This is a genomic window from Arthrobacter globiformis NBRC 12137 (assembly GCF_000238915.1).
GTDB classification, from domain to species: domain Bacteria; phylum Actinomycetota; class Actinomycetes; order Actinomycetales; family Micrococcaceae; genus Arthrobacter; species Arthrobacter globiformis.
Window position 1 is genome coordinate 89,437 of the sequence record NZ_BAEG01000080.1, and the last position, 16,287, is coordinate 105,723.

General features: G+C 67.0%; 13 protein-coding genes. 6 read left to right on the forward strand and 7 right to left on the reverse strand.

The annotated features are described in order from the left end of the window. Positions 1–135: 135 nt before the first annotated feature. The 4 genes from ARGLB_RS15185 to ARGLB_RS15200 all read right to left on the reverse strand — a co-directional run bounded on the left by ARGLB_RS15185 (position 136) and on the right by ARGLB_RS15200 (position 3,576). The gene (locus ARGLB_RS15185; RefSeq protein ID WP_003804129.1) at positions 136–453 is read right to left on the reverse strand and encodes a hypothetical protein; all 318 of its coding nucleotides are present in this window, start codon (positions 451–453) and stop codon (positions 136–138) included. A gap of 55 nt (positions 454–508) precedes the next feature. Continuing rightward, the gene (locus tag ARGLB_RS15190; protein WP_003804131.1) at positions 509–1,036 is read right to left on the reverse strand and encodes a hypothetical protein; all 528 of its coding nucleotides are present in this window, start codon (positions 1,034–1,036) and stop codon (positions 509–511) included. A 117-nt stretch (positions 1,037–1,153) separates the two neighbouring features. Continuing rightward, the gene (locus tag ARGLB_RS15195; protein ID WP_003804133.1) at positions 1,154–1,885 is read right to left on the reverse strand and encodes a response regulator transcription factor; all 732 of its coding nucleotides are present in this window, start codon (positions 1,883–1,885) and stop codon (positions 1,154–1,156) included. Beyond that, a complete protein-coding gene (locus tag ARGLB_RS15200) occupies positions 1,882–3,576 on the reverse strand; it encodes a sensor histidine kinase (protein WP_003804135.1) in 1,695 nt (564 codons plus the stop codon). Before ARGLB_RS15200 ends, ARGLB_RS15195 begins: the two co-directional genes overlap by 4 nt. Before the next feature lie 490 nt (positions 3,577–4,066). On the opposite strand from ARGLB_RS15200, the gene ARGLB_RS22510 reads away from it, so the two are divergent. The 6 genes from ARGLB_RS22510 to ARGLB_RS15235 all read left to right on the forward strand — a co-directional run bounded on the left by ARGLB_RS22510 (position 4,067) and on the right by ARGLB_RS15235 (position 13,617). After that, on the forward strand, positions 4,067–5,641 hold the full coding sequence (locus ARGLB_RS22510; RefSeq protein ID WP_003804136.1) for a BTAD domain-containing putative transcriptional regulator: 1,575 nt from the start codon (positions 4,067–4,069) through the stop codon (positions 5,639–5,641). Further along, complete coding sequence (locus ARGLB_RS15215; protein ID WP_003804138.1) at positions 5,634–7,025, forward strand: sensor histidine kinase; 1,392 nt, start codon at positions 5,634–5,636, stop codon at positions 7,023–7,025. Before ARGLB_RS22510 ends, ARGLB_RS15215 begins: the two co-directional genes overlap by 8 nt. 85 nt (positions 7,026–7,110) lie before the next feature. After that, the gene (locus ARGLB_RS15220; RefSeq protein WP_003804139.1) at positions 7,111–8,109 is read left to right on the forward strand and encodes an o-succinylbenzoate synthase; all 999 of its coding nucleotides are present in this window, start codon (positions 7,111–7,113) and stop codon (positions 8,107–8,109) included. 238 nt (positions 8,110–8,347) lie between these two features. Then, complete coding sequence (locus tag ARGLB_RS15225) at positions 8,348–10,438, forward strand: PhoX family protein (protein WP_003804141.1); 2,091 nt, start codon at positions 8,348–8,350, stop codon at positions 10,436–10,438. Between the two features lie 111 nt (positions 10,439–10,549). Continuing rightward, positions 10,550–12,313, forward strand: coding sequence for a 2-succinyl-5-enolpyruvyl-6-hydroxy-3-cyclohexene-1-carboxylic-acid synthase (menD, locus tag ARGLB_RS15230; protein ID WP_003804143.1), 1,764 nt, complete (start codon positions 10,550–10,552; stop codon positions 12,311–12,313). 302 nt (positions 12,314–12,615) lie between these two features. Beyond that, complete coding sequence (locus ARGLB_RS15235; protein ID WP_003804145.1) at positions 12,616–13,617, forward strand: hypothetical protein; 1,002 nt, start codon at positions 12,616–12,618, stop codon at positions 13,615–13,617. A gap of 80 nt (positions 13,618–13,697) precedes the next feature. On the opposite strand, the gene ARGLB_RS15240 is transcribed toward ARGLB_RS15235, so the two are convergent. The 3 genes from ARGLB_RS15240 to ARGLB_RS15250 form a co-directional block, all read right to left on the reverse strand. Beyond that, positions 13,698–14,501, reverse strand: coding sequence for an amino acid ABC transporter ATP-binding protein (locus ARGLB_RS15240; RefSeq protein ID WP_003804147.1), 804 nt, complete (start codon positions 14,499–14,501; stop codon positions 13,698–13,700). 11 nt (positions 14,502–14,512) lie between these two features. Beyond that, positions 14,513–15,304, reverse strand: coding sequence for an amino acid ABC transporter permease (locus ARGLB_RS15245; protein WP_003804150.1), 792 nt, complete (start codon positions 15,302–15,304; stop codon positions 14,513–14,515). Positions 15,305–15,402: 98 nt separating this feature from the next. Then, the gene (locus ARGLB_RS15250) at positions 15,403–16,209 is read right to left on the reverse strand and encodes an ABC transporter substrate-binding protein (RefSeq protein ID WP_003804151.1); all 807 of its coding nucleotides are present in this window, start codon (positions 16,207–16,209) and stop codon (positions 15,403–15,405) included. Positions 16,210–16,287: the final 78 nt, after the last annotated feature.

Genomic DNA, 16,287 nt, shown 5'->3' on the forward strand with positions numbered 1-16,287 from the left:
ACAAAGGGGCCGGGTCAGCCCAACCGGACAGACCAACCCAACCGCGCAAACCAACCCGGGCCGGACATGCGTCGGATACCCGTGCCGCGGCGGGTACCCGGTCTGTGGGGCAGCTGAAGCTGCGTTTTCCGTCTGCTAGACGTGGGGATCGACTGTTGAAGCCCGGCCGGCGCTCGCGGAACGACCGCCGCGCCGATTCCTGTCGCGCAGGTGGTCCAGCAACGCCTGTTCAGGATGCCCGGGGTTCTCTGCCAGGTGGCGCAGGAGCCGGCGCCTGACCTCGGACCGCGGATCCGCCGTGGCGAGCACGTTGTGGATGATGTCCAGGACCTGTTGGTGGAGTTCCGAGTCGTCCACCATCACCGTGGTGGGCTGGCCGTAAGGGGAGTCAACCGTGGAGCCCCATCGCTCCGGCGGAATGGGTTCATACAGATCGCGGAATTCCGTGTGCATCACTGGCTCCTTATTGCGGGGGGAAACTGCTTCTTCGGATTGCCGCCGCGTGCGCTTATTCATTGCTGCTGCCACTCCTGCCGCTGGTGGAGGAGAGACCGTCAGTGCCAGCGAGACCGTCAGTGCCAGCGAGACCGTTAATGCCGGAGAGACCGTTTGTGCCGTCAAGCTCGCTCGAGGACGTTGTATCGTCAGTGGGTGCCACTGCCGGGGAAGTGACCTGGGCCGGTTCCACAATCTCGACGCCGGGATCATCAGAGGATACGGCGGGGTCTTCGCCGGAATTGGCTGGGTCGTCGGGTGCCAGCCCGGTCTGGGCCGGTTCTGCTGGCTTCGTGGAGAGAGGCGAGGAGGTGGCAGGATTCAGCGGCGCCGATTTGAGCGCCGGTGACGAGGCCTTGGGCGTTGCCGTGGGGTTGGTGAGCGGCGACAGTCGCGGGGTCAGGACCGAGTCGCGGGGGGCCGGTTCACGAACAATCACCCCGGGTTCCTGACCTGTCGGCGCCCCTGTGACGGCCTGCGCCCAGACGGTGATGCTGGCGAGACCCACCAGCGGAATGCTCAGCAAGGACCACCTCTTCATCGGCCTGCCACACCTCCTTCGTGAAACAACTTTGAGGCGTGAAGGTGAGGCAGGGATGAGACGCGGATGAGAGTCTTCTCATGTACCCGGCGGGCACGCGTCAGGTGGGCAGAAGGCCTAAATCGAGTGGCCTTCCGCATCATCAGTGCCGGCTGCCTCATCGGGAGCCGCGGCGGAAGGGCCGGTCAGGCACACGAGCCGGTAGCCCACGCCGCGGATGGTCTGGATGCGGTCCTGGCCAAGCTTGTGCCGCAGGTACCGCACGTATACGTCAACCACATTGGAGGACCCCTCGAAGTGGTAGCCCCACACGCGGCTCAGGAGCTGCTCGCGGCTGAGCACCTTGCCGGCATTCTCCATGAACGTCCGGGCCATGACGAACTCCCGCGCGGACAGGTCGATCACGCGGCCGCCGATCTCGGCAGTGCGCAGGTTCACGTCAAGCGAGAGGTCACCGCAGACGAATGTCGGGGCGGAGGTCACCGCCTGCGCGCCCCGGAGCCGGAGCTTGATGCGGGAGAGCAGTTCCTCGAAGCGGAAGGGTTTGGTCATGTAGTCGTCCGCGCCGCCGTCGAGCGCCGCTACCGTACTTTCTAGGCTGTCCGCCGCCGTCAGAATGATCACCGGAATCGTCGAGTGCATGTCGCGGAGGTTTTTGAGGACGGTGAGGCCATCCATCCTGGGCATGCCGATGTCCAGGATGAGGAGATCGAACTCCCCGGACGTGGCGTAATCCAGTGCTTTCACCCCGTCGGAGACCTGGGTGGTGGTGTAGCCGGCCGCCGTGAGGCCCTTGGCGAGGAAGGCCGCGATGCGCGGCTCATCGTCGGCGATCAGGATCCGGGTCAAGGCGCGCCTCCCGCCGGGGTTGCCAATTCAATGCCCGACGCCGGTCCGGCCGGCTTCGGTTTGCCCCCTGCGGTGCCCGTTCCTTTATGTCGCGGTCCCTTGGCAGGCGGGCCCTTGACGGACGGGGCTTCGCTGCCGCTCCGGCCGGCGCTGTCCGCGGCGGCGGAATCATCCGTTTTACGGTCCGCGTCCTTGCCGCCGGAGGGGATCCGGAGCACGAAGCGGCTGCCCTTGCCCTCCTCCGATTCCAGCTGCACCGTGCCGCCATGCGCCTCGGCGATGGCCTTCACGATGGACAGTCCCAGGCCCGAGCCTTCCGAGGTTGCCGAATTGCTTCCTTTGCCGAAGCGCTCGAAGATGCGCTCATGATCCTCTGCGGGGATGCCGGTGCCGGTGTCCGACACCCAGATCTCCAGCTCTCTGGATGCGGAGTCTGCCAGCTCCCGCACCACTGACGCCCGACCGCTTTGGGGGGTGCCGTCGTCGTTCTCCACCCAGGCGCCCCCGACCGATATCCGGTCCGACTCGGAGGTGTGTTTGACCGCGTTCGCGGCGAGCTGCTCCAGTGCCTGGGTGAGCCGGCGGCGGTCAACGCGGATCAGGCCGCCGGGCTTGGCGTCCAGGCGCCACTGGCGCTCGCCGAGGACCCGGACCCGGTTCAGGACGTCCTCCAGGAGGTCGTCGGCCTCCACCCAGGCGGGAGTCACGAAGTCCGGCCGGCCGCTGCGGGCCAGGATCAGCAGGTCATCCACCAGTACCTGCATCCGGTCCAGCTCGTCCAGGAGCAGCATGCGGGTCTGGTCGACGTCGTCGGGATCCCCGGCCCGGAGCAGCTCCAGGTAGCCGCGGATGATGGTCATGGGGGTGCGCAGTTCGTGGCTGGCGTCGTGGACGAACCGGCGCTGGTTGTCGAAACCGGACTCCAGCCGCTCGAGCATGCGGTTGAAGTTCATGGCCAGCTGGGCAATATCGTCCGTGCTGTCCGGCACCTCAACCCGCTTGGTCAGGTCCTCAAAGGTGGTGGCTTCCGTGGCCTCACGAAGCCGCCGGACCGGACTCAGCAGCCGCCCGGTGACCAGGTAGCCCACCAGGCCGGTCAGCGCGAGCGTCGCCAGGGACGCCAGGGCGAAGGTCCACATGGAACCGAAAACCTCGGCGCGCTGGGCCCCGATCTCGCTTGAGGCAATCAGCAGGCCCTGGTCCTGGCGGCCGCCGGCAGTCAGCGAAACGGACGTGATCGCCAGGCGCACCTTCCGGCCGTCCAGGTCAATGTCGCGCATCACGGTCTGGCCGGGGGCGCTCCACCCCCAGACATGGTCCGTGACGGCGGCCGTGTTCAGGTTGGTTGGCTGCTCCGCAGCGGGCAGGATGACGTTGCCCCCGCGGAGCACGGTCATCACGGACTCGAAGCCGCCCGGGGCGCCATTGCGCAGATAGGTCCTAAAAAGGTCATGCACGGTGGTGTAGGGGGCGCCGCCGAAATTCGGCCGGCCCTGTCTGGCAAGCTCGTCCAGGTTCTCGCGCGGCAGCTGCAGCTCGGCGTTGACACGGTCATTGAGGCTCTTCAGCTGGGCGGCGTGGGTGGCAGCGCCGGCCACAAAGAGACCCACCGCCATGAAGACGAGCAGCGTGGCCAGCAGCCGGAAGCGGACGGAATGGAGTTCCGTGCGCAGTGCGCTGGCCGCATTCATGGGACTACCCGACCTCTATTTACGTGTGACCTGCGTAACGCGATGCACAGCCGGGCCGCCCGCGCAAAATATTTTTGAAATCCTGAGCGGCCGGCAAAGACGCTCATCGCCGAGTACTCGGAGTACTTGGTTGTACCCGGGCCGGCCATGGTCCGCCTCATTGGATCACCCATTTCATGCTGATTCGGCGGTCCTCCGGGGACGAGGATCGCGGTAGTACCGCTCTAACTGCGGTAATACGAATGTAGCCCCGGGTTCTTGGGAAAAACTTGGTGTTTCTTGACCCCGCTGCCATCCTCCCGGCGGGTTTCAGGGGAGCCCCGGGCCACCCCCACCGAGTGGTGGCCGGCTCGATGCAAAAGCAACCAAGTAGTGCCCTGACCGAAATTCGAGTACTCGCTACTCGTGCCCCTACTTGCCCGAGTGACAAGTATGAATCCAAGCCATTCATGGGGAATGCAGTTCACATGGGGATAGTAGGTGCAGGAAAATGGTTCAGACTGTTGCAGAAGATACTCGTTGGTCCCGGAGGGTCAACGACGACGAGTACCTTCCTAACTCGATGGAAGAAGCCGGTGGCACAACGACGAAGTTGTCCATCAACATCCTGGGTCCGCTCCGGGTCCGCCGCGGCGGCGTGGTCATCGGATCCCACGAACTTGGCGGTCCCAAGCCCCGCCAGGTCCTTGAAATCCTGTTGCTCAAGCTGGGGACCCCGGTCTCCAAAAACCACCTGATCGACGTCTTGTGGAACGGCCAGCCGCCGGCTGAGGCCCTCTCCACGCTGGAAAGCTACGTCAGTGTGCTGCGCCGCCACCTCCAGCCGGGAAGCGGCAAGGGCGGCGCCCTCCGCACGGTCACCGGCGGCTACATGATCGACCGCAGCATGGTTGACCTTGACCTCGACCGTTTCGATGACCTGCTCAAGCAGGCCGGACATGCCTCTCCGGAGGAGTCGTTCCGGCTGCTCGAGAAGGCCCTCGACATCGCTTCGGTGCCGCTGCTCGGCGATGAGCTGCTGGCCGGCTGGGCCGAGGAGGAGCGTGCGCTCCACTCCGCCCGCGTCGCCAGCATCAAGGCACGGGCAGCGGAAGCCGCTGTCGCCGTCGGACACCCGGAGCGTGCGGTGGCCCTGGCCAGCGAACTGCTCGTGGACGATCCCATCAACGAGCGCGCCTGGACCGCCCTGGTCCTGGGCCTCGAAGAGTCCGGGCAGTACATGGAAGCGCTGCGGGCCTACGGGCGCTGCCGCCGGGTCATGGACCAGGAGATCGGCTGCCTCCCCGGACGCCCGCTGCGGGAAGCACACGCCCGGCTGCTGCAGGCAACGGCCGCCAGCGAGGACGAAATGGACCTCTCAGATTCTGATGCTCCCACCCCGGCAACATCGCAGATCACCCGGGAAATCAGCATCCTGACCATCGACGACCACAGCACGTTCACGGAACTGCTGACGGCAGCCCTGGACCGCGAACCGGACCTGCGGAGCGTCGCCTCGGCCACCACCGCCAAGAGCGGCGTGGAGCAGAGCATCGCCCTCAAGCCCGACGTCGTGATCATGGACTTCCACCTGCCCGACGGCGACGGCCTCACCGCCGCTGCCCGGATCCTCGCCGACGCCCCGAACACCCGGATCGTCATGCTCACCGGCGACCCGACACCGGAAGCGCTGCGGACCGCCGCCTCGATGGGCATCTGCGCCTTCCTGCCGAAGGGTGGATCGCTGTCCACCCTCCTGGACACACTCCGCTACGCACGGGCCGGCAACATGGTGGTCCACCCCTCGCTGGTGGCCCAGCTGGGCATGTCCACTCCCGCTCCGGCCCCCGCGGTCCGCGAAGTGGAACCCGGCGGACCCGTCCTGACGCCCCGTGAACTGGACGTCCTCCGACTGATGGCCGGCGGCCACGGCTCGAAGGAAGTGGCCAGCAAGCTGGACATCTCCCTCAACACCTGCCGCGGCTACGTGAAGGCAATCTTCGCCAAGCTCGGAACCCACTCGCAGCTCGAATCGGTCATGGAAGCCTCACGGCGCGGCATGCTCGAGCAGCCGTCCCATGGCTAGGCCATCGCTCCGCAAACCTGCCCTGTTTCGCCCGTTCGAATCGCCGGCCAACCACAACTCCGAGGTTTTCAAGGCCGTCCGGCGGTTCCTGCTAATGGGGCTGGTTGCCCTGGTGGTGGTCACCACCCCGGTGGCCTTCTGGATCTGGTCCGAGGCTGAACGCCACGCACTGGAGAACTCCAAGGAGGCCACCGACCACCTGGCCAACAACGTGGTGGGACCGCTGCTGGACGCGGAGGTCCTGTCCGGTGCGCCCACGGCCGTTGAGCGGCTCGACGAGCGCCTCCGCCCCTGGATGGGCGAGACGTCGGTGTTCGAGATCCGGCTCTGGGACAAAGACGGGCGCATCGTCTACTCGGACGACCCCAAGCTCATCGGCCACACCTTCGGCCTGCCGCACGAGGCGCAGGAAGTCCTGGACGGCGGGGACGTCCCCGCCAACCTGGAGATGCAGAAGGACGAGGTCAACACGCCCAACGTCGAAAACGGCGAGCTCGTGGAGGTCTACGTGCCCGTCACTGCCCCCGACGGGCAGAAGCTGGTGTTTGAGACGTATTACGACGACGACGGCGTCCGCCAGGAGCAGGCTGCCGTTCTGTTCGGCATGGCCCCGCCGTTTCTCCTGTCCCTTGCCGTCCTGCAGCTGGCGCAGCTGTTCCCGGCAGTCCAGCTGGCCCGCAGGATCCAGGCCTATGAAGCCGGCCGGAGCCGGCTGCTCCGCCGGGCCATCGAGGCCTCCGAGCTGGAGCGGCAGCGGATTGCCCGGGACCTGCACGACGAAGTGATCCAGGAACTCTCGGGGCTGTCCTACGTGATGGAGTCCGAGGAACTGCACAGCCCGCCGGGCCAGCGGGCGCTGTTCTCCGACGCCCGGCGGATCCTGCAGGACAACGTCCGCAGCCTGCGGGCCATGACCAGTGAGCTGTACCCGCCGGACCTCAACCGGCTCGGCCTCTCCGGGGCGCTTGCCCGGCTCGGTGATCCGCTCGAGGAACGCGGGATCAGCCTGGAACTCGACCTGCCGGACCAGTGTGAACTGGACCGGGACCGCGCGGCCCTGTTCTACCGGGTGGCCCGCGAGGCCCTGGCCAACACTGCCAAGCATTCCCGGGCGGCCAAGGCCGAACTCCACCTCCACCAGGACGGCGACCGTTCAGAGATCCGCATCCAGGACGACGGCTGCGGCTTCGACCAGAGCGAGGGGTCGCCGGAAGGGCACTTTGGCCTGCGCATCATGAAGGACACCATCGGCGAGGCCGGCGGCACGCTCCAGGTGATGTCCGCTCCCGGCCGGGGGACCACTGTGGTCGCGCGCTTCGGAGCCGGGGGCAACAAAGTCCCGTCCTCCTTCGACCACGAGCCGGAACCGGTGCCCTCGGCGTAACGACCGCCCTGGGCGCCTCCCAAAGGCCGCCGGTCCCTCCAACGACGTGGGGGCCGGCGTAGTTCTGCGCCGGTACAGTGAATTCATGCCCCTCCAGTACCCGCCCCTCGAGGACCTGCTGACCAGCGCCCGCGTCGTGGTTCTGCCCATGCGCGTGAAGTTCCGCGGAATCCTGGAACGCGAAACGCTGCTTCTCCGGGGCCCGCTGGGGTGGGGCGAGTTCGGCGCGTTCCCCGAGTACGGAGACGACGAGGCCTCCCGCTGGCTTGCCTCCGCCATCGAAGCCGGCTGGCACGGCTTCCCGGAACCCCTGCGGACCAGCATCCCCGTCAACGCCACCGTGCCCGCCATCGAGGCCCGCCGGGTCCCGGAAATACTGGCCCGGTTCGGCCGCGTGGACGCTGTGAAGGTCAAGGTGGCCGAACGCGCCCAGACGCTCGACGACGACGCCGCCCGGGTTGCCGCTGTCCGCGCAGCGCTTCCCGACGCATCCATCCGCGTGGATGCCAACGGCGGCTGGGACGTTCCGACTGCAGTGGCGGCGCTGACCCGGCTGGCCGACGTCGGGCTCGAATACGCGGAGCAGCCCGTGCCGGACATCGATGGCCTGGCGGAGGTGCGGCGCCGGCTGCGTGCCGCGGGGGTGCCGGTGCTGATCGCGGCCGACGAAAGTGTCCGCAAGGAGGAGGACCCCCTCAAAGTGGCGCGGGCCGGCGCGGCCGATCTCCTCGTGGTGAAGGTGGCGCCGCTCGGGGGAGTCCGGCGCGCACTGGAGCTGGTTGCGCAGGCGGGCATGCCCGCCGTCGTGAGCTCCGCACTGGACACGTCAGTGGGGATCCGGGCCGGGCTCGCGCTCGCCGCCGCACTGCCGGAACTGCCTTATGCCTGCGGGCTTGGAACAGTCTCGCTGCTCGGGGCGGACGTCACCACCCAGCCGCTCGTGGCCGACGACGGCGCCATCACCCTGCGCGATGCCGTCGCCGACGAGGGGCTGCTTGAGCAGTACGCCGCCCCTCCCGAGCGCCGCGACTGGTGGCTCGCCCGGCTCCGCCGCGCCTACGCCGTCCTGCAGGCCCCGGCGTAGCCCTCTTCCCCGACTCACCCCACTGACCCTTCCTCAGGTTTTGCGGGATTCCCGGGGACCCTTCCTCAGGTCCTGCGGGTTTTCCGCGGACCCTTCCTCATTTCCTGCGGGTTTTCCCGGGACCCTTCCTCATTAGGGTGCCGAGTTCACCGGATCTTCATCTGAGTGTCGGCTTCCGGTTGGCTTTCGCTGCAAGGGTGGCGGTGCCGCATCTAAACCCTTGGAAGGTCTCTCTCCCATGTCTGAAATCTCCGGACGCAAGTTCGCTCTGCTGCCCATGCTCGGCCACACCAAAGGCAAGCGCAGCCCTGTCACCTGCGCGCTCAAGTGCGACAACGCCTGTGCGGGCGATGTCTGCAACACGAGCGCGAACAGCTACTTCCGCGACATTGCCTCCACCACGCTGTCCCGCCGCGCCGCCCTGGGCTTCGGCGCCGCCGGTGCCCTCGCCGTCGTGCTTGGCGGCGCCGTAACCTCCGGTGAGACGGCCGTTGCCGACGGCGGAACGGGACTGTCTGCCGCCGCGAAGAACGGCTTTGGCCAGGGTGCGTCCAAGCTGCAGTTCACCGCCATCCCCGCCGTTGCGTCCGACGTCGACGCCCTGACGGTTCCGGCAGGCTTCACATGGCAGCCCGTGATCCGCTGGGGTGACCCGATCTTCAATGACGCCCCGGCGTTCGAGCTGGGCAACCAGACCGCAGCAGCACAGGAGCGCCAGTTCGGCTACAACAACGATTACTCGGACATCCTCGAGATCCCCGGCAGCAAGGGCCGGCGCGCGCTGCTGTTCGCCAACCACGAATACACGAACGAGAACATCATGTTCCCGGCCAGCATGCCGGCCGGGCAGATGCGCGCGGTGGGGGCGGCCGCCCACGGCCTGAGCGTCGTCGAGCTGGAGCGCAAGAACAAAAACAAGCCGTGGAGCTACGTCCAGGGCGCCCCGCTGAACCGCCGCTACCTGAACAGCACCCGCTACGAGCTGACCGGCCCCGTCGCCGGCGCGGACCTGGTCAAGACCGTGGCCGACCCCGAGGGGCGCTGGATCAACGGCACGCTGGGCAACTGCTCCGGCGGCACCACCCCGTGGGGCACCATCCTCTCGGGCGAGGAAAACTTCAACGGCTACTTCGTTGCTCCGGGCACGTCCGCCGCGGACAAGCGCTACGGCCTGACCAACAAGGCCACGGCGCGGCAGTGGGAACTCGACGACCCCCGCTTCAACGCCAACAACGCCGGCTACGAAAACGAGACCAACCGCTTCGGCTGGATTGTGGAGGTGGACCCCTTCGACCCGACGTCCACGCCGAAGAAGCACTCATCGCTGGGCCGCTTCAAGCACGAAGGCGCCAACGTGATCGTGGCCAAGTCAGGCCACGTGGTTGCCTACTCCGGCGACGACGAACGCTTCGACTACCTCTACAAGTTCGTCTCCAAGGCCAAGTACCGTGAGGGCGACCGCAAGCACAACATGACGCTCCTCTCCGAAGGCGACCTGTACGTCGCCAAGTTCACCGGCAACGCCCCGGCCGCGGAAATCGACGGCAAGGGCACCGTACCGTCGGACGGATCCTTCGACGGCACCGGCGAATGGCTGCCCCTGGTGGTCGGCGGCAAGTCCATGGTTGCCGGCATGTCCCTCGAGGAAGTCCTCGTGTACACGCGACTGGCTGCGGACAAGGTGGGTCCCACCAAGATGGACCGCTGCGAGGACGTCCAGCCCAGCCTGCACACCGGCAAGGTCTACGTCGCCTGCACCAACAACTCGGACCGCGGCAAGCCCGGCAAGGAAGGCGCCACCGAGGCCAACCCGCGCAACGAGAATCGCGACGGCCACATCGTCGAAATCACGGAGACCGGCGACCAGACCTCCACCAAGTTCACCTGGAACCTGCTGATGGTCTGCGGCGATCCCTCCACCGGCGACGTCACCTACTTCTCCGGCTTCCCGGCCGACCGGGTCTCGCCGATCTCCTGCCCGGACAACCTGGCCTTCGACTCTGTGGGCAACCTCTGGATCTCCACCGACGGCGCCCCGTCAGGCATCGGCAAGGCCGACGGTCTGTTCAAGGTCACCCTGGATGGCCCCGAGCGCGGCCGCGTGGAGCAGTTCCTCGCAGTGCCCCGCGACGCCGAAACGTGCGGACCGATCATCCACGACACCGAACGCAGCGTCTTCGTCTCCGTGCAGCACCCGGGCGAGGAGGGCACCTTCGAGGCGCCAAACTCGTACTTCCCGGACTACGTTGCCGCCGGCGCCACGCCCCGCCCGGGCCAGGTCCGGGCTCCCCGTCCGGCCGTGGTCCAGGTGTTCCCCACCGACGCCTAGCCTCCGCAGCGCCCCGACGCCGGCGCTCCGGCACTTCTCCGGTTGCGAAGTGCGGGAGCGTTTGGCGTTGGGCGGCGGGATGTGAGGAAGGGTTGATGGCAGACTGGTTCGGTGACTTCCCACGAACCTAGCGAGCCTTCCGCCTCCACTGTCGGCACCCCGGACCACGCTGATCCCGAGGCCAACCTGACGTCCGTGGCGTCCGCGCGGATTGCCGTCGCGTCGCTGCTCGACGGCGGCGTCCGGTATGTCGTTGTGGCGCCGGGTTCGCGGTCGGCCCCCATGGCCTACGCCCTGGCTGAAGCCTCCGCGGCCGGGAAAGTGGAGCTGCTGGTCCGGATCGACGAGCGCTCGGCCGGGTTCACCGCACTCGGCCTCGCCCTGGCCACGGGCGCGCCTGTAGCCGTGCTGACGACGTCGGGGACCGCCGTCGGGAATCTTCTGCCGGCGGTGATGGAGGCCAACCACGCCGCCGTCCCGCTGGTGGTGGTTTCGGCAGACCGGCCCGAGGAACTGCGCGGGACGGGCGCGAACCAGACGACCATCCAGCTTGACCTGTTCGGCGAGCACGTCCGTTTCGCCGTCGACGTTTCCGCCGGCGAGAGTCCGCAGCGGGCGGTGGAAACGTCGCTCGCCGCCGCCACCGGGGCCTTCGAGGACACGCCGCCGGGACCCGTGCAGCTCAACCTCGCCTTCCGCGACCCCCTCGTTCCCGAAAAGGGGGAAAGACTGCCGGAGCAGCGCGGCCACGGGACCTTCCGGATCGGCACCGAACCGCTCACCATGACCCTCGACCCCGCCGCGGCAGAGCTTCCCGAACGGCGCACCGTGGTCCTCGCCGGGCACGACGCCGGTCCGGTCGCCGAGGCCTTCGCCCGTGCCCATGGACTGCCGCTGCTGGCCGAGCCGTCGTCCAACTCCCGTTTCGGCCCCAATGCCGTGGGACCGTACCGCCTGCTGCTGGAGCACTTCGGCCCGGACTCGGCGCTGCCGATCGAGCGTGCCGTGGTTTTCGGGCGCCCCACGCTTTCCCGGCCAGTTTCGGCATTGCTCGCTCGGACGGACATCCCGGCAGCCCTCTACGAACCTGTGCCGGTCGCCTGGTACGAGCCGGGACGGCGCCGGGAAACGCCCATCGCCAGCCTGGCCGAGCTCGCGGAGTTCGCCGGCCGGGGCCCGTCCGCCTGGCTCGACGCCTGGCTCCTCGCAGGCGCCGCGGCCCAACATGCCGTCGATGGCATACTCGCCGCGGGAGAGCCCGCAACCGGTCCCGCCGTGGGCTCACTCGTCTGGCAGCACACCCGCGGCCAGCTGGTTCTCGGCTCGTCCAACGGCATCCGCGACGTGGACCTTGCCGGCCTGCCCGCATCCGAGCCGGCCGCCACGGTATTCGCCAGCCGGGGCCTTGCCGGCATCGACGGCACCATTTCCACCGCCACCGGCATCGCACTCGGCGGCCACCAGGAAACCACCCTGCTGCTCGGTGACGTCACCTTCCTCCACGACGCCGGCGGCCTTTTCCTCGGCGCCGGCGAGGAACAGCCGCAGCTGCGAATCGTCGTCCTCAACGACTCCGGCGGCGCCATCTTCAGCCTCCTGGAACACGGCGCAGTCGCCGAGGCCGGAGGCTACGGAGACGCCGTCGAACGCCTCTTCGGAACCCCGCACTCAGTGGACATTGCGGCACTCGCGGCGGCGTACGGCGTCGGGCACTGTTCGGTGAGTACGACGGCGGGACTCGCCGAGGCGCTTGCCGCACCGTTCACCGGGCGCACCATCATTGAGGTGCGCACAGACCGCCACGGACTCCGGGACCTGCACGGCAGGATCAAGGCCGCGGTGGGCGCGGCCGTGGCAGGGGTGCTCGCGGAGTAGCGGCCTCGCGACGATCCGCCTGACCCGGCGACGCGGATCCTCTCCTGCGACCCGGATCCTCTCCTGCGACGCGGATCCGGCCCTAGGATGCGCACATTCGGGTGTCCCCAGGCCGCACGGGTGTCTCCAGACCGCATCGGTGTCCTCACCTGATCCTTAGCTGTCCTGCACTGAGCCGAAAATGTGTCGTGGGACAGGCTATGTTTCTTCGGCCGTCAGTGCATTGTCCACATAGCCGCCACTTTTGCACATGGGCGTGACCGGCACTTCAGTCGTCTTGAGTGCTGTGTAATTGTCACAGCATGACGACGCTTCCACGGCTGATCCTGACGAAGAACCTGACCCGGATCGGCGCCAACCCGCGCCCGCTGTCCGCTGATGCCAAGACGGGAAGGCTAGTGCGCATCAGGCAGGGCGTCTACGTTGATGCGGCGGAATGGAACGGGCTGCAGGGATCAGAGCGCTACAGGCTGCGGATTGAGGCCGTGGCCGAAACCTGTGTGGCTCCCACGATCTTTTCGCATCACTCTGCAGCGTCGCCGTGGGGTTTGCCAACCATTCAGCGGGGCCAACCGGTCCACGCGCTGACAACTTTCCAGGGCGGCGGCCGATCCCGGGCCGGCGTGCGTCGACACCTGGTTGACCCCGGAAGAATCGATGCCGAGGAACTGGATGGGCTCCTGGTTACGTCGCGCGTCACCACCGTGCTGGATCTCGCGGCCTACGTTCCCTTCGCTGAGGCACTCGTGCCACTGGACCACGTGCTCAGGCCGGACAGTACGCGGCGCCTCCCGGCCCTCAGTAAGGAGCAGTTGCTCGAGGCCCTGCCGGGCCGGTACGTACCGGCTGTTGAAAGGCGGGTGCGTATTGCCATCGAATTCGCCGATCCGCAGGCAGGGTCGGCCGGGGAGTCCTACAGCCGCGGACTGATACATGCGGCCGGTTTTGCCTTGCCGGCCCTGCAGTATGAGGTGCGGGATTCAACGGGACGGGTTGGCTACTCTGACTTCTACTGGGAAGGGAACCGTACCGTGGGGGAATTCGACGGCATCGTGAAGTACCAGAAGCCCGAATACCTGAAGGGGCGCACACCGGGGCAGGTGGTGGTCGACGAGAAGTTGCGCGAGGACCGCATCCGGGCAACGGGCCGCAACGTCGTCAGGTGGGTGTGGGCGGACCTGTGGTCGCCGGGCGAACTGGAGCGGAAGCTGTCGGCGGTGGGGGTGCCGCGCCGCCGTCGTTCCTCCCTGGGACACGCAAATGGTGCCGGAACGCGGAATCGGTCCGGGGACACTCGAATATGAGCGTCCCCGGACCGTTTCCGCGTCCTGCGGGGGTTTCGTTGTCCTGCGGGGGTTCCCCAGTGACGGGGCTGCAGGAGTGTCTACTCGGCGATCTCGATGTGGGTCGGGTCCAGCACGCGGCGGAGGAATTCCTTGGTGCGTCCCTGTGTGGGGGAGGAAATGACGTGTTCGGCCACCCCTTCCTCGACCACCACGCCACCGTCCATGAACACCACGCGGTCCGCAACTTCCCGCGCGAAGCCCATCTCGTGCGTGACCACCAGCATGGTCATGCCTTCCTTGGCCAGGTTCCGCATGACCGAGAGCACGTCGCCGACTGTCTCCGGGTCGAGGGCCGAGGTGGGCTCGTCGAAGAGCATCAGTTCAGGGTCCATGCTGAGTGCGCGGGCGATGGCCACACGCTGCTGCTGGCCGCCGGAGAGCTGGTCCGGGAACCGGTCCGCGAGGTGACCCAGGCCGACGCGCTCAAGGTTGGCGCGGGCGATCTTGTCCGCTTCGGCCTGAGGGCGCTTGAGCACCTTGGTCTGCGCGATCGTGCAGTTGCGCAGCGCGTTCAGGTGCGGAAACAGGTTGAACTGCTGGAACACCATGCCAACTTTGCGGCGCATCTTGTCGATGTCCACGTCAGGGTCGGTGGCATCGAAGCCGCCTACATGGATGCTGCCCTCATTGGGCTGCTCCAGCAGGTTGACGCACCGCAGCAGGGTGGACTTGCCGGAGCCGGACGGACCGATCAGGCACACCACTTCGCCCGCTGCGACGTCCAGGCTGATGCCCTTGAGGACCTCGTTGGAGCCGTACGATTTGCGCAGGTCCTTGATGGCCACACCGGCGGCGTGGACGCGCCCGCTCTGGGCGCGGGAGTGGATTTCGACGTCGTTCATGACTTCTCTGCCTAACGCTTGGTCCGCGCGGAGCGGCTTTCGAACTTCCGGGCCAGGAGGCTCAGCGGGATGGTGACCACGAGGTAGAACGCACCCGCCACCAGGAGCGGAGTGAGCCCTGCGCCGAGGCTGGAGATGCCGTCGCGGCCGAACTTGGTGAGCTCGTACTGCGACGCCGTCAGGCCCAGCACATAGATCAGCGATGAGTCCTTGGTCAGCAGGATAACCTCGTTGGTCAGCGGCGGCAGGACAATCCGGAAGGCCTGCGGAATGACGATCGTGACCATGGCCCGCCACTGCGGCATGCCCAGCGACCGCGCTGCTTCCGTCTGGCCCTTGGGTACGGCCTGCAGGCCGGCGCGGAGCGTCTCGGCGATGTAGGCGGCCGCCACCATGCCCAGGGACACCATCACGACGACGGCCACGTTCCACTGGACACCGAAGGCCAGGGGAACGCCGTAGCCGAAGGCGATGAAGACCAGCAGCGCCGGGATGCCGCGGAAGAATTCAATGTAGCCGGTGGCGATCCAGCGGTACAGCGGGAAGCTGGAGAGCTTCATGAGGGCCAGCAGCAGGCCCCCAGACAGGCCGACGATAAATCCGAGGAAGGTGTAGATCAGGGTGTTCTTCAGGCCCGAGAAGAAGATGTCCGGGAACATCGGGCCGATCTTGCCGAAGTTGAAGACGTTGGTGGTGACGGTCTTCCAGTCGGTGGCCAGAATCAGCGCGGCCACAGCCACAACGAAAATCCCGGCCTGGACGTACAGGCTTACTCTGGCCCGCTGACGTGCGGTCATTGCCATGGTGTACTCACATTCGTTTTTGCGCAGTTGAGGCCCCGCACGGACTGCTGAACAGATCCCGGACGGGGCCCCTGCCGCATAAGTGTCAGGCGCGCCGGTTACTTGGTGGCTTCGCCGAACCAGCTGGTCTCGAACTTCTTGAGGCTGCCGTCGTCGGTCAGGCGCTTCAGCGTGGTGTTGACCTGGTCGAGCATGGCGGTGTTGCCCTTCTTAACCGCGATGCCGAGCTTTTCCCCGGTGGCGTAGTTCTCGACGCGCTTGTACTTGGCGTCATCCTTGATCGCGTAGCCGAGGACCGACTGGTTGCCCAGGGCGGCATCGATGGTGCCGGCCTTGAGTGCCTGGACCAGGAGTCCGGTGTCCTCGAACTGCTGTGCGTCGAGGCCCTTATCCTTGGCGTACTTGGCACCCGTGGTGGCCTGCTGGACGCCCACCTTCTTGCCCTTGGCGCCGTCGAGGTTCGTGATGCCGGATGCATCGCTTGCCACGAGGGTCAGGTCGTCGTTCAGGTACGGATCGGAGAAGTCCATGACGGCCTTGCGGGTATCCGTGATGGACACGGAGGAGATGGAGACGTCGCAGCCGGTGAGTGCGGTGCCGGTCTCGATGGCCTCGAAGGAGCTGTCCACCACGTTCAGCTCGGCGTTCGTGTCCTTGGCCAGTTCGTTGGCGATGTCCATGTCGAAGCCGACGATCTTGCCGTCCTTCTGGAACTCGAAGGGTTCGTAGGGGACGTCCGAGCAGACGGTGAGCTTTCCGGAATTGATGAGCTGCACGCCGCCGCTGCTGGTGGCAGCCGGGGTTGCGCCGCCGCCGCCGCAAGCGGTAAGGCTGATGGCCCCGACGGCGAGGATTGCGGCTGCCTTGGCGCTGAGTTTGGCGGTGGCAAGGGACTTGAGCTGCATTTCGTTACCTTTTGTTGCAGGGGTATGCGGAACTAAATCGGTTCATAGTGTAGCGCCGATGAAGAGATATGCATCCCA